At 62.2% G+C, this 18,789-nt stretch carries 19 protein-coding genes; 10 read left to right on the top strand and 9 right to left on the bottom strand.

The annotated features are described in order from the left end of the window. Window positions 1–18: 18 nt before the first annotated feature. The 3 genes from VWZ87_RS12000 (at window position 19) to VWZ87_RS11990 (ending at window position 3,327) form a co-directional block, all read left to right on the top strand. Window positions 19–1,860 carry an ABC transporter ATP-binding protein gene (locus VWZ87_RS12000; RefSeq protein ID WP_416535135.1) on the top strand — a complete coding sequence of 614 codons (1,842 nt, stop codon included), beginning with the start codon at window positions 19–21 and terminating at the stop codon, window positions 1,858–1,860. 55 nt (window positions 1,861–1,915) lie between these two features. Further along, on the top strand, window positions 1,916–2,656 hold the full coding sequence (locus VWZ87_RS11995) for a YgfZ/GcvT domain-containing protein (RefSeq protein WP_416535043.1): 741 nt from the start codon (window positions 1,916–1,918) through the stop codon (window positions 2,654–2,656). Between the two features lie 101 nt (window positions 2,657–2,757). Continuing rightward, the gene (locus tag VWZ87_RS11990) at window positions 2,758–3,327 is read left to right on the top strand and encodes a hypothetical protein (protein WP_340546150.1); all 570 of its coding nucleotides are present in this window, start codon (window positions 2,758–2,760) and stop codon (window positions 3,325–3,327) included. Between the two features lie 91 nt (window positions 3,328–3,418). Here the strand turns inward: VWZ87_RS11990 and efp are convergent, their stop codons facing one another. Continuing rightward, on the bottom strand, window positions 3,419–3,982 hold the full coding sequence (gene efp, locus VWZ87_RS11985) for an elongation factor P (RefSeq protein ID WP_340546151.1): 564 nt from the start codon (window positions 3,980–3,982) through the stop codon (window positions 3,419–3,421). Window positions 3,983–4,198: 216 nt separating this feature from the next. Here efp and VWZ87_RS11980 point away from each other — a divergent pair, with 216 nt between their 5' ends. Next, window positions 4,199–4,516: a DUF6280 family protein gene (locus VWZ87_RS11980; protein WP_008207990.1), complete on the top strand. Its 318-nt coding sequence runs from the start codon at window positions 4,199–4,201 to the stop codon at window positions 4,514–4,516. Window positions 4,517–4,702: 186 nt separating this feature from the next. Continuing rightward, on the top strand, window positions 4,703–6,163 hold the full coding sequence (locus tag VWZ87_RS11975; RefSeq protein WP_416535042.1) for a cobyric acid synthase: 1,461 nt from the start codon (window positions 4,703–4,705) through the stop codon (window positions 6,161–6,163). Between the two features lie 62 nt (window positions 6,164–6,225). Here VWZ87_RS11975 and VWZ87_RS11970 read toward each other — a convergent pair whose 3' ends face one another. The 5 genes from VWZ87_RS11970 to VWZ87_RS11950 form a co-directional block, all read right to left on the bottom strand. Then, complete coding sequence (locus VWZ87_RS11970) at window positions 6,226–7,566, bottom strand: hypothetical protein (protein ID WP_416535041.1); 1,341 nt, start codon at window positions 7,564–7,566, stop codon at window positions 6,226–6,228. A gap of 129 nt (window positions 7,567–7,695) precedes the next feature. Then, window positions 7,696–9,114: a TolC family outer membrane protein gene (locus VWZ87_RS11965; RefSeq protein WP_340546154.1), complete on the bottom strand. Its 1,419-nt coding sequence runs from the start codon at window positions 9,112–9,114 to the stop codon at window positions 7,696–7,698. A gap of 139 nt (window positions 9,115–9,253) precedes the next feature. Further along, on the bottom strand, window positions 9,254–9,907 hold the full coding sequence (locus tag VWZ87_RS11960; protein ID WP_340546155.1) for a protein-L-isoaspartate O-methyltransferase family protein: 654 nt from the start codon (window positions 9,905–9,907) through the stop codon (window positions 9,254–9,256). A gap of 105 nt (window positions 9,908–10,012) precedes the next feature. Next, on the bottom strand, window positions 10,013–10,528 hold the full coding sequence (locus VWZ87_RS11955; protein ID WP_416535040.1) for a PhnA domain-containing protein: 516 nt from the start codon (window positions 10,526–10,528) through the stop codon (window positions 10,013–10,015). 254 nt (window positions 10,529–10,782) lie between these two features. Next, a complete protein-coding gene (locus VWZ87_RS11950; protein WP_416535039.1) occupies window positions 10,783–11,094 on the bottom strand; it encodes a TraR/DksA family transcriptional regulator in 312 nt (103 codons plus the stop codon). A gap of 244 nt (window positions 11,095–11,338) precedes the next feature. On the opposite strand from VWZ87_RS11950, the gene VWZ87_RS11945 reads away from it, so the two are divergent. Next, on the top strand, window positions 11,339–11,488 hold the full coding sequence (locus tag VWZ87_RS11945; RefSeq protein ID WP_340546158.1) for an entericidin A/B family lipoprotein: 150 nt from the start codon (window positions 11,339–11,341) through the stop codon (window positions 11,486–11,488). A gap of 68 nt (window positions 11,489–11,556) precedes the next feature. Here VWZ87_RS11945 and VWZ87_RS11940 read toward each other — a convergent pair whose 3' ends face one another. The 3 genes from VWZ87_RS11940 to lepA form a co-directional block, all read right to left on the bottom strand. Next, complete coding sequence (locus VWZ87_RS11940; protein WP_416535038.1) at window positions 11,557–11,796, bottom strand: hypothetical protein; 240 nt, start codon at window positions 11,794–11,796, stop codon at window positions 11,557–11,559. A 434-nt stretch (window positions 11,797–12,230) separates the two neighbouring features. Then, window positions 12,231–13,184, bottom strand: a complete 954-nt coding sequence (locus VWZ87_RS11935) for a DUF6161 domain-containing protein (protein ID WP_416535037.1) — start codon at window positions 13,182–13,184, stop codon at window positions 12,231–12,233. A gap of 428 nt (window positions 13,185–13,612) precedes the next feature. After that, window positions 13,613–15,427, bottom strand: a complete 1,815-nt coding sequence (gene lepA, locus VWZ87_RS11930; protein ID WP_340546161.1) for a translation elongation factor 4 — start codon at window positions 15,425–15,427, stop codon at window positions 13,613–13,615. Between lepA and VWZ87_RS11925 the strand changes: the two genes are divergently transcribed. From VWZ87_RS11925 to VWZ87_RS11910, 4 genes are all read left to right on the top strand, one after another. After that, window positions 15,374–16,660 carry a hypothetical protein gene (locus tag VWZ87_RS11925; protein ID WP_416535036.1) on the top strand — a complete coding sequence of 429 codons (1,287 nt, stop codon included), beginning with the start codon at window positions 15,374–15,376 and terminating at the stop codon, window positions 16,658–16,660. The genes lepA and VWZ87_RS11925 overlap by 54 nt on opposite strands. 177 nt (window positions 16,661–16,837) lie before the next feature. Beyond that, a complete protein-coding gene (locus VWZ87_RS11920; protein ID WP_027246833.1) occupies window positions 16,838–17,020 on the top strand; it encodes a hypothetical protein in 183 nt (60 codons plus the stop codon). 297 nt (window positions 17,021–17,317) lie between these two features. After that, a complete protein-coding gene (locus tag VWZ87_RS11915) occupies window positions 17,318–17,629 on the top strand; it encodes a hypothetical protein (protein WP_340546163.1) in 312 nt (103 codons plus the stop codon). Window positions 17,630–17,818: 189 nt separating this feature from the next. Further along, window positions 17,819–18,784: a LysR family transcriptional regulator gene (locus VWZ87_RS11910; protein ID WP_416535035.1), complete on the top strand. Its 966-nt coding sequence runs from the start codon at window positions 17,819–17,821 to the stop codon at window positions 18,782–18,784. The last annotated feature ends 5 nt before the right edge of the window (window positions 18,785–18,789 follow it).

Genomic DNA, 18,789 nt, shown 5'->3' with positions numbered 1-18,789 from the left:
AAGTCAAAGCCCGAGCACATGTCCTCGCGCGAGCTGCTGGGCTGGCTGTGGCGCGGCTATCTGCGCCATTACATGGGCCTTCTGGGACTGGCGATCGTCTTCATGCTGATCGAAGGCGGCACCGTCGGCGGCCTCAGCTACATGATGCAGCCGATGTTCGATCTGGTATTTGTGGCAGGCAATACCACGGCGCTGTTCTGGGTCAGCCTGGCGTTTCTGATCATCTTCTCCATGCGCGGGATTTCCAGCGTCTGCCAGAAGGTCATTCTCAGCAAGATTTCCCAGACCTCCGCTGCCCATATGCGCAAGGACATGCTGGCGCGGCTGATCCGGCAGGATCCGTCCTTTCATCAGGTGAACCCGCCCGGTTTCCTGATCCAGCGGGTGCAGAGCGATGTGATGGCGATCAATTCGGTCTGGCAGGCGCTGATCACCGGTGCCGGCCGCGATGTCACGCAGATGGTGGCCGTTCTGGCTGTGGCGATCAGCGTTGACTGGCGCTGGACCGCGATCATGCTGGTCGGCCTGCCGATGCTGCTGTTGCCGCTGGCCGCCGTACAGCGCTATGTGCGCCGCAAGGCCTCGCAGGCGCGCGATCTGGGGGCCTCGCTGTCGACCCGGCTCGACGAGATCTTTCACGGGATCGTGCCGATCAAGCTGAACAATCTCGAAGACTACCAGACCGATCGTTTCGGCGGCCATATGGACCAGTTTGTCCGCTCCGAAGTGCGCGCCTCTTTTGGTGTGGCCTCAACCACCGGGATGATCGACATCATGGCCGGCTTGGGCGTGATGGGCGTGGTGCTTTATGGCGGCGCCGAAATCATCGAGGGCAAGAAGACCGTGGGCGAGTTCATGAGCTTTTTCACCGCCATCGGTCTGGCCTTTGACCCGATGCGCCGGCTGGCCTCGATCAGCGGCACCTGGCAGGCCGCGGCGGCCGCCATGGAACGCATCAAGGAACTGATGGACTCGCCGATCAAACTGGTGTCGCCGGAGACGCCGGTGCCCGCCCCCAAGGGCCTGCCCGAGGTGGCGCTGAGCGATGTCACCCTGCGCTATGGCGACTCGGATGTGTTGCGCGAACTGTCGCTGGTGGCAGAGGCCGGCAAGACCACCGCGCTGGTTGGCGCCTCCGGGGCCGGGAAATCCACCATCTTCAACCTGCTCACCCGGCTGGTGGACCCGCAGGAAGGATCAGTGACCGTGGGCGGCGTCGCCGTGCGGGACATGGATCTGGATGATCTGCGCGGGCTGTTCTCGGTGGTGACCCAAGAGGCGCTGCTGTTTGACGAGACCCTGCGCGAAAACATCCTGCTGGGGCGCACTGATGTGAGTGATGCGCGGCTACAGGAGGTTCTGGAAGCCTCGCATGTGGCCGATTTCCTGCCGAAACTGGCCAATGGGCTGGATACGCTGGTGGGTCCGCGTGGCTCGGCCCTGTCCGGTGGCCAGCGTCAGCGGGTGGTGATTGCCCGCGCGCTGCTGCGTGACACGCCGATCCTGCTGCTGGATGAGGCGACATCGGCGCTGGATGCGCAATCTGAAAAGGTGGTGCAACAGGCGCTGGAGAAACTCTCGGGCGGGCGCACCACGCTGGTGATCGCACACCGGCTGTCGACCATCCGCAATGCCGATAAGATCGTGGTGATGGAACGTGGCCGTGTGATGGATCAGGGCACCCACGAGGAACTGCTGGAGCGTGGCGGCATCTATGCCGATCTCTACCGGTTGCAGTTTCAGGACGGCAAAACGCTGGTGGACCGCGCAGGCGTCGCCGCGCAGGCGCCCAGACAGTTCAGCGAAGGCGGCGACCAGCCGCGCTGGTTCCAGAAACTGGCCCGGCGCATGTTCGGCTAGGCCTTGCCCACTTCGCGACCTACATTGCCTTCGTGATCTTTCAGGAGCCTGACCCATGACCAACCGCCGCATCCTGCGTCTTTCCGGCGCTGACACCCGCGACTTCCTTCAGGGGTTGATCACCAATGATGTCACCAAGGTGGATCAGGGGCTGGTCTATGCCGCCCTGCTGACCCCGCAGGGCAAATATCTGGCGGATTTCTTTGTCGCCGCTGATGGCGATGACCTGCTGGTGGACGTGGACGAAAGCCTCGCCGCGGGGCTGGCGAAACGGCTGACAATGTACCGGCTGCGCGCCAAGGTCACCATCGAGGAAACCGATCTGGCCGTGCGCCGGGGCACCGGGCCGGCGCCTGAGGGCGCGCTGGCGGATCCGCGCCACCCGGATCTGGGCTGGCGCGCCTATGGCACCGAAAGCGGCGAGGACGGCAGCAACTGGGACGCCATCCGGGTCGCCCATTGCATCCCCGAAACCGGCATCGAGCTGGGGCCGGAGAGCTACATTCTGGAAGCCGGGTTTGAGCGGCTGAACGGCGTCGATTTCCGCAAGGGCTGCTATGTCGGCCAGGAGGTCACCGCCCGGATGAAACACAAGACCACCCTGCGCAAGGGTCTTTCCACCGTCGCCATCGAGGGCAGCGCGCCCATCGGCACCGAGATCCGCCGCGCCGACAAAGCCGTCGGGACGCTGTTCACCCAGGCGGGCGAACACGCGATTGCCTATCTGCGATTCGACCGTGCGGGCGACGATATGTGTGCGCAGGACGCACGGGTTCACTGGCAGGTTAAGACCTGAGGCGATTCCGTGGCCGTCACCCGAGATCGTGACGCGACGTCACATCGGGAGCGCGGCCTCGGGCGGCTATGTCTCAGACATCATTTCACGAGGATAATTTCATGCGATTGCTCCCCTGCCTTGCCCTGACGCTGCTGCCCCTGCCCGCGTTTTCCAGTGACTACTGGGAATATCAGGACTGGTCCGTCGCCGCCGATATGCGCGTCACCGAAGAGCACGATTGGCGCGATTGCACCGCCTGGACCGGCGGCGACGGGCTGCCGCTGCTGCGCCTCACGGTGACCGAAGGCGATGTCGGCCCGCCCGAAACCTACCCCCAGCTTGAGCTGTTTGAGAGCGCCGCGCGCCATTATCCGACGCAGGTTCAGAACGGTCAGGCCATCGGCTTTATCATCGACCAGAAGGCGGTGTTCTACGGTATCGCCGATGCCGAGATCAACGAGGAAGGCATTGCCGAAGCGCGCGCCATGGTCCGCTGGATGGATGCGCTGAACACCATTCTCTGGATGCAGGACGGCGATCGGATGGAGGTGCGGACCGTGGTGCCCTATGGCGCGGGCGAGATGGTTCTGGATGCCTCTCTGGCCGGGTTCACCGCTGCCTATGGCAAGATGATGGACGAATGCGGCCACAGCCTGGAACTGCGCAAGATTGAAATCGACTACAACTGATCGGCTCTGCCATCTGTTGTGACACCATGAAACCCCCCCGCAGGACAGCCTGCGGGGGTTTTCAGTTGCTGGAGCTGTTGGCGCTAACCGCTTAGGCGCGCTCAGAATATTCCATGGTCTCGGTATTGACGACGATCATCTCATCCTGACCGACAAAGGGCGGCACCATGACCTTGACGCCATTGTCCAGGATCGCAGGCTTGAAGGAGTTGGCAGCGGTCTGACCTTTGACCACCGGCTCGGTCTCGACAATCTTGCAGGTGACTTTCTGCGGCAGCGTTGCGTTCAGCGCCTCGGATTCATGGAATTCCACAACGATGGTCATGCCGTCCTGAAGGAACGGGCGGCGATCGCCCAGCAGATCGGCGGGCAGCTCGATCTGCTCATAGGTTTCGGCATCCATGAACACCAGCATGCCGTCGCTCTCATAGAGGAACTGCTGGTCCTTCTGTTCCAGACGGACCTTTTCGACCTTGTCGGCGGAGCGGAACCGCTCGTTCAGTTTGGAGCCGTTGCGCAGGTTGCGCATCTCGACCTGGGCAAAGGCGCCGCCCTTGCCGGGCTTCACGTGATCGACTTTGACAGCGGCCCACAGACCGCCGTTGTGTTCGAGAACATTGCCGGGGCGGATCTCGTTACCGTTGATTTTGGGCATGACAAAAATCCCTCTCGGGTGGTTGATGAACTGTTAACCGCCCCTATATCTGGCAGGGAGTCGGCTGGCAAGACAACGATATGTCGTGTGAGGGACCGGGGAGCCATGCAAATTGCGCATAAAAGATATGCGTATGAAGGCTATCCGAATCGTCACAATTCCGCCATAAGGAGCGCTACGCCGAAATTGCAATAGCAAGAACAAAAAGGAAGCACGATGCGAGATTTCGTTGACGGCACCGCATATAACAACGAGCAAGGCAACCGGGCACGCAAGCTGTTTGCGGCGGTGGTATTGGCTGCGCTGGACGATGCGATTGCTGATGACAAGAAATACGGTAACGGCCCCGAGCAGATCGCTCGGTGGGCACGGTCGCGCGACGGGCGCGAAGTGCTGAGCTGTGCAGGCATCGACCCGAACGAACGTGTGGTCGGCGGCCTGATGGAATTTGTGGGCCGGGGTGTCCGTACCTCTGTTGCACTGTCGCGCGAAGAGAGCGAACGCCGCAACGCGGCACAGGCCGAAGCGGCCTGATCAGACCTGCCAGTCTGACGGACAGTTAACCGTCAAAGAAAAGCGCGTCCTGGGGGGCGCGTTTTTTCTTTTGCGATGGCGGTTTCATGGCGAAATCGGCCGCTCGCCGGGCTTTTCATGGCCCGAAAAATCCGCCATGGCTGACAGGTGACAGATCACACCAGCAACAGCGGGAAAGAGGCGGCCATGACAGCACGGGCCATCATGATCCAAGGCACCGGCAGCAATGTCGGCAAATCAATGATTGTCGCGGGGCTGGCGCGTGCCTTTGTGCGCCGGGGCCTGTCAGTGGCGCCATTCAAACCGCAGAACATGTCCAACAATGCCGCGGTCACGCCCGAGGGCGGTGAGATCGGCCGCGCGCAGGCGTTGCAGGCACGGGCCGCGATGCGCCCGCCTCACACCGATATGAACCCCGTGCTGCTGAAACCGGAGACGGAGACCGGCGCGCAGGTGATCGTACAGGGCAAGCGGCGCGGCACCCAGGCGGCAGGCTCCTTCATGCGCGACAAGACCGGCCTGCTGGAGGCCGCCTTGGAGAGCTTTCGCAGGTTGGCGGCGGATGTCGATCTGGTCCTGATCGAGGGCGCCGGATCCCCGGCGGAGACCAACCTGCGCCGGGGTGATATCGCCAATATGGGATTTGCCTGCGCGGCGGATGTGCCGGTGGTGCTGGTGGGCGACATTCACCGGGGCGGCGTGATTGCACAGATCGTCGGCACCCATACGGTGCTGGAGCCGCAGGATCTGGCGCGGATCAAGGGCTTTGCCGTCAACCGGTTCCGCGGCGACCGCAGCCTGTTTGATGCCGGTCGCGATGATATCGCCGCACGCACCGGCTGGCCGTCGCTGGGGGTGATCCCCTGGTTCTGGGAGGCCTGGAAACTGCCGGCCGAGGACATGATGGACATCGCCTCGCACCGGGGGGGCGCCTGCAAGATCGTGGTGCCGCAGCTGGAGCGGATGGCGAATTTCGACGACCTCGACCCGCTGGCGGCAGAGCCCAATGTCACGGTTGAGATCGTGCCCGCCGGGCGCGCCCTGCCCGGCGACGCGGATCTGGTTCTGATCCCCGGCAGCAAATCCACCATTGGCGATCTCACCTATCTGCGGGCGCAGGGCTGGGACATTGATATCCTGGCGCATTACCGGCGCGGCGGCCATGTGATGGGGCTCTGCGGCGGCTACCAGATGCTGGGGCAGACAATTGATGATCCTGATGGTGTCGATGGCCGACCGGGCAAGGTGGCCGGGCTGGGCCTGCTGGATGTGCATACCGTGATGGCGGGCGAAAAGCGGGTGACGCTGACCGAAGCGGTGACCCGCGACGGCAATCTGCCGGTTAGCGGTTACGAGATCCACATGGGCCGCACCGATGGCGCGGATTGCGCCCGCGCCTGGCTCAGCATTGAGGGCCGTCTGGAAGGGGCCGTATCGCCGGATGGGCGCGTGCGCGGCTCATATCTGCATGGTCTGTTCAGCTCGGATGCGTTCCGGGCGTCGGTCCTATCTGGTCTGGGGCATGAGAGCGTTGCAGGCTATGACGACGGGGTCGAGGCCACGCTGGATGCGCTGGCGGCCCATCTGGAGGACTGCATGGATCTGGACGCGCTGCTGGCGCTGGCCGAACCGGTTCGGGTCGCATAGGCGCGATGAGCGCAGCTATGGTGTCGCCAGAGACGCGCGCCAGTGGATCGGTTGGGATCTGATCAGAGCAGGTTCTGGGCCGACAGGGCGCGGTGGATCTCGCGGCGCACCAGTTTGCGCACGTTGCGGGTGATCCGCTCACCCAGGGCGCCCTGCAACTCCTCGCGGACGATTTCAGAGACCAGCTCGCGCAGGGCCTGTTCATCCAGAATGCCCTCGTCGGCGCTGAACCCCGCCAGCGCCTCCAGCGCGGTGTCGGTGACAGCGGTTTCGGCCAGATCGCGATGATCGACGGGGGGACTGTCAGGGGCCTGCGCCGCAACTGCGCCCTCCGTGACCTCCTCCGTGATCTCTTCCGGGTCTTCGCTGACGGGCGTCTCCTGCGCCTCGCGGTGCGAGCTATCAGCCTCTATCCCCGCCTCCGGTTCTGCGATCTGATTCTCCTCCGGGGTCTCGGCCTGCGGTGCCGAAGCAGCCAGCTGAACCTCCTCAGCGGCCTCCGCGTCACTGTCCTGATCCTCCCAGGCGAGGGTCTCCAGATCGCTGCCGGCATAGGGCGTATCGCGGGAGCCATCCGGCTCCCAGAGCACGGGGCGGGCTGAGTTTGCAGCCTCCATCTCGGCCAGTTTCTGTACCACGGCGCCCACCTTCGGGTTCAGCTGGGCATGAGGCTTCACCACAACCGCTGGCGCCTCTGTCTCGGGCCGGCGTTCGGGTGCGTGTTCGGGCCCGTGCTCAGGTGCGTGGCCGGTGGTGGCCGCCGCCTGATAGAGCGTGGCAGAGGGGTCGGTCCAGGGCGCGTCGGCGCTGCGCGCAGCAGCAGCCGGTTGCGGCGCGGGCTTGGCCGCATCAGCGGCAGCCTTGGCGGCATCAGCGGCGGTTGCGGCGGCGATACCGTTGAAAAACGCCAGATCCTCATGGCCGGGATCATTGTCATGCAGCGCCAGCCCCTGCGCGATACGGTCCTGCGGCTCATCCCAGAACTCAATCGCATCAACGGCCATCAGCGCCTCGAAACGCGCCTTGCCGGATGTCGCGGCATCAGAGGCCTGCTGCGAAACCGGTGCGGTGTCCGCGTCCTTGGCATCCTGGGTGATCGGCCTGTCAGCCACGAATGTATCGGCAGTCGGCGTATCGGCGATGGGCGCAAGCTTGCTCTCAGGGACGCGCAGGGCCGGTGTCAGAACCAGCCGTGTTACCGGCTGACTGCTGTTGGCGGTGTCCGTTTTCGGCTGCACGCCCGTGTTGCGGTGGATCCGCTGCGGCTGGGCGATCTGGGCGGCCAATGCCACCTCGCCCCCCTTGCCAAGCCGGGGATCAGCCGTGCGACTGTCCTCGCTCACCAGACGGCGGATCGATGACAGGACGTCTTCAATTTCAGCTTGGGTAACCGGTTCGGACATTTTTGCTTATCACTCTCGCCTCTTGAGGCTGAGTGTAGCGATCTGTCCCGGTTCAGACAACCGTGTGAATTAAACGGTTTTTAAGGAGGCCCGCCGCTGCGGACCCCCGGTCGAGCGCTCTGCGAGGCCTCAGTTCTTGCCCAGAGCGCGCATCACGCGGTCCAGATCCTTGCTGCGCTGGCTGACATGGGCCGGCGCATCCTTGACCAGATTGTAATAGAGCGTCGGATCGTAGATTTCGACAGCCAAACCAAGGTGTTCTGCGGTCAGAAGCCCCTGCGCCTGCAACAGCGCATAGGCCGCCAGCACCTGATTGGCGCGGGACTGCACGCGGTCGGTCTGGGCGTTCAGCAGCTCCTGCTCGGCTTCGAGCACGTCGAGCGTGGTTCGCGCGCCCAGCGTTGCCTCCTCGCGGACACCGTCAAAGGCGACCCGCGCGGCGCGGACGCGCTCATTCGAGGACACCAGGCTGGCGCGCGCGGTTTCCAGTGCCACAAAGGCCGCCGATACATCCTGTGTCACGCCGCGCTGGGTGGTGATCAGGGCACCGCGTTCGGCCTGAAGACGGGCAATGCTGGCACGGCGCGCCGAGGCCAGAGAGCCGCCGGAATAGAGCCGCTGTGACAGCGTCACGCTGGCGCCGGAGGTGTCGCGCGTCCCCGGCCCGCTGGCGTCAGAGGCATGGGTGGCATTGGCTCGCAATGTGACCGATGGCCCGAGGTTGCGGGTGTTGCTCTGCGAGGCGTAATCCGCAGCCTTTACCGCGTGTTGCTGCGACAGCAGGCTGGGGTGATTGCGCATCGCGATGGCTTCTGCCGATTGCAGCGAGGCCACGCGCTGCGGCAGCGGCGGCTGGCCTGCAATCGTCCCCGGCGCATTGCCGACAGCCTGAACATAGGTCGCACGGGCATTGCGCAGGTCGCCCTGGCTTTCGATCAGGCTGGCCTGCGCGCCGGCCACGCGGCTTTCGGCCAGAGCCACATCGGTCCGGGTGACTTCGCCCACTTCAAAGCGGTCATTGGCGGCGCGCAGTTCCTCGCGCAGCAGCCGCAGGTTGTTGCTGCGCAGCGCCACGGTCTCCTGTTGCAGCAGCACGTTCACATAGGCCTGGACGGCGGCAAAAAGCACCTGCTGTTCAACGTCGAGCAAGGCCTGCCGCGTCGCCAGAACGGTCTCCTGCGCGGCGAGCTGGCTGAGCCGGGAGACCCCGTTGTCAAACAGCAGCCAGCTGACATCGATGCCGGTAGACAGGGTCGAATCATGGTTGGAGCTGGCAATGGTGCCATTGCCATTGCGCACATACTGACGCTCTGCCCGGGCAACCCAGTCGACCACCGGACGCAGGCGCGCCACTGCGGCGGCAACGTTTTCGTCCTGCGCGCGCAGCAGAGCGCGGTTCTGTTCCAGCAGGCCGCTGGTCTTGTAGGCGCCGATCATCGCATCCGAGAGATTGTCGGCAGCAGCCTGTTTCGGAGCACCCAGCAGCAATGCCGCGCTTCCTGCGAAGACGAAGGCCTTAACCAGGTTTGCCGTCAGTTTATTGCGCATCTTAAGCCTCTTGTGATCCGGCCTACCGACGCGGCAGTGCCGTTCTGCTCTCTCTGGCGCACAGGGGTCTCAGGCGCCGATCTGTCACGATCCGCCCGGACCAAGGTCAGCGCGGATCACCTGTGAACTCTCTGACGGATCAGAGAGCGAATTCTTCAACAGCCGCAAAACCGGGCAGCACCGGGGCGCCCGCATTAAAGGCCAGACGCCAGGAGATCTGGCCGCCGGTCTTATAGCCGACTTTGACCTCTCCCAGCGGACCGGACATGAAGATTGCTGCCATCCGGCCGCCATCCTTCAGCTGATCCAGCAGCGCCTCCGGCAGGGTTTCCACCCCCCCCTCGACGATCATGACATCATAGGGGCCGTGTTCTGCGGCGCCCTCGACCAGCGCACCGGTGTGCACGATCGCATTGTCGGCGCCAACGGCCGACAGCTGGCCCTGCGCTTCGCTCGCCAGGGTCTCGTCTTCCTCGACGCCGATCACCATCTGCGCCACCCGCGCGATCACCGCGGTGGAATAGCCCAGACCGCAGGCCACATCGAGCACCAGCTCATCCGGCTGCACGTCAACCGCATCCAGGATCTTGCCCAGGGTGCGCGGCTCCAGCAGCACCCGACCGGGTCCGATATCCAGATTGCCATCGGCATAAGCCGCCTCGCGCTGCGCATCGGCAACAAAGGCTTCGCGCGGCACGGCCAGCATGGCTTCGATGATCGGGAACTTGGTGACATCCGACGGGCGGATCTGCGTGTCGACCATCATGCGGCGACGTTCGGCAAAGTCAGTCATATGCTAAACTCATCTGTTCAGTCAGTTGCTGTGGTTGTGCCACATCCGGGACAGGGCGGCAACGGGCGGGCGCGCATTTCTGCTGCGTTGTGGCGGGTGAGACGCCTATTTCTTTTTCACGAATTTGGTCAGGATGACGATGCGCTGCCCCTCGACCCGGCCTTCGATATGTTCGGGGTTGTCGGCAACAAGGGAGATATTGCGCACGGCGGTGCCACGTTTGGCGGTAAAGCCTGCGCCCTTCACCGGCAGATCCTTGATCAGCACCACGCTGTCGCCATGGGCCAGCGGCGCGCCATTGCTGTCGCGGTGGGCGCCGGGCTGAGGTGCCGCATCGACCCAGGCGCGCGTGTCCTCGTCGAGCCAGAGCTGATCGGAGAGATCCCGCGCCCAGTCCTGATCCGACAACCGCGCCAGCAGACGGGCCGCCAGCACCTGAACCGCAGGCGTTTCTGACCACATCGCCGAGGACAGGCAGCGCATATGTGCCGGATCCGGATCGCCCGTCACCTGCGCAGCGCAGGTCTGGCAGATGGCAACCTCGTCCAGCTGGCCCTCGGGGGCGCCAGCGATCTCATGGGTGACAAGCGGCGTTTCGGCGGCACATAGGGCGCAGGACATCGGCAAAGCTCCTTCAGGACAGGGTTGCCCCTGCTTTAGGCGAGCGGACCGACAAAGAAAACCGCGAAAGAAAAGCGCCCGCGTGGAGGCGCGGGCGAGTTGGGATGCAGCACGGAGACCTGCTGCGGGTCCACAGGGGAACGGGGGTACTCGTAAACGCAAACTTGCGGAGGCGGGGGAATGCGGGCTCGGTTGGAGGTACCCGGCCTGCATTTCCGGCCTGCATCTCCGGCCTGTATCGCCGGCGCGAGCGGCTAGCCTGCGCAGGAGGCGCAGAACGGCGTGGTCGGATGCTCGCGCAGGTGGCTGTCGGTGATGCGATCACCACAGATCTGGCAGTAGCCATAGGAGCCTTCGTCAAGCCGGGCCAGAGCGCAGTCGATATCCCGGCGCAGTTCCAGCCATTTGCGGCTGAGCAGCGCCTCCGACGGCTGCGCGACTGCCGGGCTGGCGCGGCGCGGCGTCATCGGTACGACGTTGCCCGCGGCATCCGCGAAAGCGGCGCCAACGGCAGGCAGGCCATTGCGAAGATGTGTCAGTATGTCTTTCTGAGCGGCGTGGTTCATTGAGAAATCCTCCCCGGATCGGTGACAGGTTGTGCTGACGAAAATTGATCGACCCGACTCAACCTATGCGGTTTTGACCGAAAGTGGTACTCACCGGATATGGGGGATGGGGTCGGCGCGGGCGACGGGCGGTCGGAGCGGCGGCGGTCGTGAAAATGCCGCCGATATATCGCCCCGCAAACCACTGGAACGCGCGCCGCGCGCTTGCTATCTGTTGGGCAAGATCGACCACGGGAGACATGCGATGATCCGAACCGCCCTGACCGCCCTCGCCCTGACGGGTGCGCTGTTTGGCCTGACCGCCTGCGAAACCACCAAAGGCGCCGGCCGCGACATTTCCAAAGCCGGCCAAGCCATCAGCGGCGCCGCACAGGACGTGCAGAACAGCTTCTGACGACGGGATGCGAAAGATGTGGAAACGCCCGGTTTGCCGCCGGGCGTTTTTGTTTGGCCTGCGGGGCCTCAGATGCCGAGCATCGCCTTGGCCTCGGCCAGGGTCTGAACCGAGGCATCATGATCGCCCGCGTCATGCAGGCTCTGCCCCTCGTCGCGCAGTTCCTGAACGGTTGCCAGATCCGCCTCCGACAGTTCGGTGCCCGCGGCCAGAGCCGCGTCGATGGCGGCAATATCGGCAGGGCACTGCCCGGCCAGAAGCGGCGACGCCAAGAGGGTGATCGCGGCGGCCAAAGTCAGCTGTTTCATGGTGTCCTCCTCCCCAGATGAACGGGGTGGAGGATAGCACGGAACGGGTGCGTTTTCAGCGGGTTGGTGCGCAGACGCCGCGGATGGGCGGAGAGTGGCGCATGGGGATTGGAGAGGAGCGGCGGTTGGCCGAAGGTCGCAGGGCGAGCCTGCCCGAATGCGGGAATATCAGCCTCCCCTAATTGAGCGCCAGCATTCCAGAACCCCGGATATCAATAAAGGTTCGATCAGCACGCGGAGGGCGGCGCCCGGCCCGAGGGTGGGTGCGAAGCGCCCGCCCTGGGGGGCGGGTCGGGCGCTGCCCGGTCTGGCGACCGGGCGGGAGATTGGATGGGCACGTTTCATTTGCCACGCCTGGAAGTCAAAATCAGCAATAATTTTCTTCTGTTGAGCTCGATTCATGCTAACAGCGCTCATATACCAAGAAATCCAGTCTACTTGCCTCGCTCCAGTGCCCTCGCCAAAATTCCGGCAACAGCGAAATCAGGGCCATTATCATCTTGTATGATGCCATCCTGCGTAGGGCGAAACAATGACTGCAGGACAACGACTTCTCGCTCTCCGGAAATTGCCTCTTGCTGGACCAACGAAAGATACGTTTCCGCAAATGCACTTCTTTCGCGGGCATCCAGGGCTAAGTGCCGTTCGCTCAGAAAGAGTTTCATCTGCAATCTAAGAAACCAGAGTGCTAGTGTCAGAACAGTTAGAACGACAGCTATGACCAATGGTCCTTTAGCCGAGATCCCACTGCACACCGCTTCACTACCTAGAATACATCCGCTCCTGACAAAACTCGCCGCAACCCAATCACCCGCATAGTAGACAAACAATACATCAAGCGCAAAGAAAGTGAGAGCTCCCCCAATGAACAACTTCCACGCGTTAGCTGAATTTCTCTGATGTTCTCTACGCCGCTCCTCCCACATTGTGGCAGGGTGCTTTAATCGAAGTTGCGCTTCGTAGAGTTGTCGCAAGTTCTCAAAGCTTTCTTTTCGGCTTTCAAGTGCCTTTTCTTCCTTTTTCTCACGCGCATGGAATGCACTTCTCTCTAAGTCTTTGGCACGTTTGCAATCTTGCAGGTACTTTGAGTGAAGCTGCTTAACCTTTGCCGCAACTTTCTTTTCGAAGGCAGCAGTTTCACGCTCGCGTCTACTAATCTCGTATTTAACTTTGTCCGAGAGCACCCCTAGCTCTTCCGAAACTTCTTCAGCAATTTTTTCATCTCTAAGTGCAGCCTCAGTCGGCACCACAAGCACATCACCTTGGGCAATAATTGAGTGAAACAATGAAAGCGAGAACGCGTTGTAGAACTCGTGGTTTCGATGGCCACCAGAGGTAAAATTCGCGTTGTTACTTCTTTTGGTGGCAAAGGCGTAGAGCAAAGCCATTGCCCCCTCTTTGTTCCCCCCATCAAACCAAGATTTGATCGTTCGACCTAAATGCGACTGTGAATACGGTGGCAGCTCTGGGATCGCCTCAATTTCACTGATAATCTCACCACTGCTCTGTGCAAATGACTGAGCATCATATAGGCTTAGGTTTTCGAAGACATTCTCCCAGACAGATGACATCCTCTTGCAAAAGTTTGCTTGCGCCCCTGCGAATGTTTGCGTTCCCGCCTCTCTGGAAAAGTCGATTGGCTGGACGAAATCAAAGGCTACCCAATGGTCGCGCTCCTCCCTACAACGAGCGATAAGAGAGCGAAAGGACTTTGCCTCAATTCGTCCATACGGCACCGAAATAACATACTTCCCCAAAACAAAGTTCCAATATTGAAATCAACAAAAAATAAGGCCGCCTTGAGGCGGCCAAAAGGTCAACTATCCATCTTCAACGCCGAGATGAAAGCTTCCTGGGGAATATCCACCTTGCCGAACTGGCGCATCTTCTTCTTGCCCGCTTTCTGCTTGTCCAGGAGCTTGCGCTTCCGGGTGGCGTCGCCGCCGTAGCATTTGGCGGTCACGTCCTTGCGGAGCGCCGAGAGGGTCTCGCGCGCGATCACCTTGCCGCCGATGGCGGCCTGGATCGGGATCTTGAACATGTGGCGCGGGATCAGGTCCTTGAGCTTTTCGCACATGGCGCGGCCCCGCAATTCAGCCCGGTCGCGGTGCACCATCATCGACAGCGCATCCACCGGCTCGTCGTTGACCAGCACCGACATCTTGACCAGATTGTCCTCGCGGTAGCCGGTCATCTGGTAGTCGAAGGAGGCATAGCCCTTGGTCACCGATTTCAACCGGTCGTAGAAGTCGAACACCACCTCGTTGAGCGGCAGGTCATAGACCACCATGGCGCGGGAGCCGGCGTAGGTCAGGTCTTCCTGAATGCCGCGACGGTCCTGGCAGAGCTTCAGCACATCGCCGAGGTATTCATCGGGCACCAGAATGGTCGCCTTGATGCGCGGCTCCTCAAGGTGGTCGACCTTGGACATATCGGGCATGTCGGCGGGGTTGTGCAGCTCGATCATCTCGCCCTCAACGCCTTCCTTGCCCTTCATGTAGACATGGTAGACCACGGAGGGCGCGGTGGTGATGAGTTCGATATTATATTCGCGTTCGATCCGGTCGCGGATCACCTCAAGGTGCAACAGACCAAGGAAGCCGCAGCGGAAGCCAAAGCCGAGGGCCGCGGAGGTTTCCATTTCAAAGGAGAAGGACGCGTCATTCAGCGCCAGCTTGTCGATGGCGTCGCGCAGGTCTTCGAACTCGGAGGAATCCACCGGGAAGAGACCGCAGAACACCACGGGCTGTGCCGGTTTAAAGCCCGGCAGGGCGACCTCGGTGCCGTTGCGGTCATTGGTGATGGTGTCGCCAACGCGGGTGTCGCGCACCTGTTTGATGGATGCGGTGAGGAAGCCGATCTCGCCCGGTTCCAGCTGGTCCACCACCTGCATGGCCGGGCGGAACACGCCGATGCGGTCGACGTGATGCAGGGTGCCGTTCGACATGAATTTGACCCGCATGCCCTTTTTCAGGACGCCGTCCATGATGCGGACCAGAACGATCACACCGAGATAGGCGTCATACCAGCTGTCCACCAGCATCGCCTTCAGCGGCGCGTCGCGGGTGCCGGTTGGCGCGGGGAGTTTCTTCACGATGGCTTCGAGCGTCTCGCGGATGCCCTGCCCTGTCTTTGCGGAAACCCGGATCGCCTCGGAGGCGTCGATGCCGATCACATCCTCGATCTGTTCGGCGACGCGGTCACAGTCAGAGGCCGGCAGGTCGATCTTGTTCAGGACCGGCACGATTTCATGGTCGGCGTCCAGCGCGTGATAGACATTGGCCAGCGTCTGCGCCTCGACCCCTTGCGAGCTGTCGACCACCAGAAGCGAGCCTTCGACCGCGCGCATGGAGCGGGAGACCTCATAGGCGAAATCGACGTGACCGGGGGTGTCGATCAGGTTCAGGACATAGGTCTCGCCATCATCGGCCTTGTAGTCGATGCGGACGGTGTTGGCCTTGATGGTGATGCCGCGCTCGCGCTCGATATCCATGGAGTCGAGCAGCTGCTCCTTCATATCGCGGTCCTCAACCGTTCCGGTCTCCTGAATGAGCCGGTCAGCGAGAGTGGATTTGCCATGGTCGATATGGGCGACGATGGAGAAATTGCGGATGTGAGCGAGGTCTGTCATGCAAGGGGATATGATTTGGTTTTAGGGTTTGGTCAAGGTGGATTGATGAGCTCAGGTAACAGGACGTTTGAGGAGATAATCGAGGCTTCCGCCAACGATAGCCAACCACCTGACCACGCGTTGGAATTGTTCCGGCAAACGCTAAGGGCTATTTTCTTATTGCGGCATGATCTACCTGAGGCGAGAACCTTCGATCGTTTGATGCGAGCTATTCTCACGATGGGTTGCTGCATACATTTCCCAAGAGACCTGCGGCTCGTCCGAAAACTGCGAGTTTCGGAACTGCAGATTGACGCGCATGACCTCACCATTGAAGACCCTGCTACCGGTGAGTTCGGCATGATCATTGGCGAGGACAACCAGACCAAATTACAGCACTCTATCGTCCACTGGCTTGTGCATTTCGAGGGTAAGGCCAACGACCACAATCAGGTTGCGCTCGAAAAATATCTCGACACGCTGCAGCACACATCTCCAAACGGTATCTTGAATATAGCCCTCAACGATTTGTTCGCAGCTGCGGAGAATCTTGATAGAGAGCGTGTGCTCAACTCGCCCGACATAGACGTGCTTTCAACCGAACTGTTCGATGAAACGCTTTTTCCAGACCAGCACACATTCCCTGAACAAGTGAAGTTAGTGCTCGAGTGTTCCGCTATTGGTTTCTGGCGCGAGTGGTACCAAGGCTTCCTCGACGGCAAACCCCTTGATTGGGACCTGCAACGCCGGGTTGCCCTGATCGGCGATGCGATCTGGGAGGCAGGCCCCGAAGCTGTCGCTGCCGAGATTGAGCGCATCCGCAGCCTGTTCGAGCTGGAACAGGAAATTGCAAACCTCAAGGAGCAACTGACAGCCGTTCAAAACACACCCGCAGCCGCTCTGATCGGCGACAATGGCGGGCCACCGCTGGAGGATGCTCCGGCGCGTGCTTTTCAAACGGACCTGGCGTTGATTTGGAAACAGATTGAGGAGCTGGAGGAGGAGATCGCGAAACCGTCGCCATCCCCTTCGCTGCTGAAAAAGATCGCCAAGACTCTCTGGGAGATTTCCCTGCGCATGGCGGCCTACTGCGGATCCGTTGCGGACGGCATGATCCGCGAGGGAACCAAGGAATTGGCCAAGGCAGGTGCCAAATGGACCGCAAGGGCAACAGCCGTCACCGTCACGGCGCAAACCGAAGGCGTTCAATCGGTTGTCAAAGCCATTGGGGCATTCGTCAAAACGCTTCAATAGGCTGAACAGGCCACCCCCAGTCCCAAGGCCAAACCGCGCCTGCCCTCCCCACACCGCCAAAACGCCGCAAATTCGTCTGGCCTCCTGCGGGCGGGTCGAAAATACGCTATACTGCGGCCATTCCGCGAGACGCGCGCCCCCGCTGCGGGGGATCCCACTGCTCAGGAGGACACCGAAATGGATGCCATCAGAACTGCCGAATATGCCCGAGCGCTCTATTCAGCGCATGGGGACAAGGCCGAGGCCGAAGTGGCGCAGAAAATGCGGCGTTGTCAGGAGGCTGGCAAAACCGCCGAGGCCGAGGACTGGAAGTCGGTCCGCCAGATGATCCTGTCCCTGCGCGGGCCAAATCAGTCCTGACCTGCGCCCGCTGGCCGCTCGGTCGAACAGCTGCCCGAACGGGGGGCCGGACTGTCGGACAGGGCCGCATCGCCATAGCAGATCACCAGAGGGGCCGGCGCCCGATGGGCGCGGCGGCGGCTGGGCTGTGCCCGGGCCGCGGCGGAGGCCCTCTCGCCCGTTGGCGGGTTTCCGCCGAGGGCTAACCAGCTGTTTACCTAGATTGAAAGCCTCCGCCGCTTGCGTCATAGTCCTGGCACACGCGGGCATCAGACCCGTTCAGATCAGAGCACTTGCAGATTTCTAGGGACAATGAAGATGAAGCTACTGCTGACTGCCACGCTATGCGCTGTGATGATCACCGGTGCGATGCCTGCCCCCGTCGACGCCGGCGCCATCGAGAAGGCCTGCCGCCAGTCCAACCGCGCCGCAGCCTCGCCGTCACTCTGCCGCTGCATTCAGTCGGTGGCCAATGCCAGCCTCAACCGCAGCGAACGCAAGACCGTGTCGAAATGGTTCAGCGATCCGCATCAGGCCCAAGTCGTGCGCCAGTCGAGCCGCAGCTCGGACGAGCGGCTGTGGAAACGGTACAAATCCTTCGGTGAAAACGCAGCCCGGGTCTGTAGCTGATCCGCTGCGGCGGGGTGGGTTAATCACGTCCAACCCGGCGCCCGAATGACACCGGGTGACATCGGATAAGACGCCCCGCAGGCAGAGGCTATCACGGACCGCAGCTGAGCAGACGATGCGCATCGCCCCTCCCCTTTCCCATCGACGGGACGCAGAACGGCGCCCGCACCATCAGGCAGGACCGCAGATATGTTGATGAAAGGGGTGACGCTGCGCGGGCTTGAGGTGTTCGAAGCGCTGGCCAAGACCGGGTCGGTGGCACAGACGGCCGCGCTCACCGGGCTGAGCCAGCCTGCGGTCAGCCAGCAGTTGCGCAATCTGGAAAGCGCGCTGGGGGCGGAGCTGGTCAATCACGGCCGCCGTCCGATGGTGCTGACCCCGGCCGGGCGCAATTTCCTGGCGCGGACGGAGGCGGTGCTGACCGAGCTGCGTCTGGCGCAGAGCGAATTGAGCGTGGTTGACCTCAACCACCTGTCGACGCTGTCCATCGGTCTGATTGATGATTTCGACAATGATCTGACCCCGCGTCTGGCCACCACGCTGGCCGAGAGCCTGGTCAACTGCCGTTTCAAGATGATCACCGCAGGCAGCCACGACATTCTGGACGCACTGGATGCGCGCGAGCTGCATATTGCCGTGGCGGCCACCTCAGGCGCGCTGCGCGAGGGGATCACCGAATACCCGCTGGTGCGCGATCCCTTCATGCTGGTGGCGCCGCGCGGGATGCTGCGCAAACCGGAGGCGGAGATGGATATCCTCAGCGCCCTGCCGTTTCTGCGCTATGAGAGCAGCCAGCTGATTTCGCAACAGATCGAGGCCCATCTGGCGCGCCAGAAGCTGCTGTTTGAGGAACGGTTCGAAATCGGCTCGCATCTGTCGCTGATGGCGCTGGTGGCGCGGCGGATCGGCTGGGCGATCACCACGCCGCTGGGCTATATGCGGGCTGGCCGGTTCCATGATGAGATCGAGGCCTTTCCGCTGCCCTTTGGGGCGTTTTCGCGGCGAATTTCGCTGTTTTCCAGTGCCGATTGGGCCGACCGGGTGCCGCGCGACGTGGCGCAGACGATGCGGCGGCTGGTGCAGGGCCATATGATTGACCCGGCGGTGCACCGCCTGCCCTGGCTGGCCGGTGAGCTGAAGGTGCTGGAGGACTGAACCCG

Source organism: Phaeobacter sp. JH20_37, from assembly GCF_048056015.1.
Lineage (GTDB): Bacteria > Pseudomonadota > Alphaproteobacteria > Rhodobacterales > Rhodobacteraceae > Phaeobacter > Phaeobacter bryozoorum.
The sequence above is the reverse complement of the archived record's forward strand: the minus strand, read 5'-3'. Positions and strand labels throughout refer to the sequence as shown.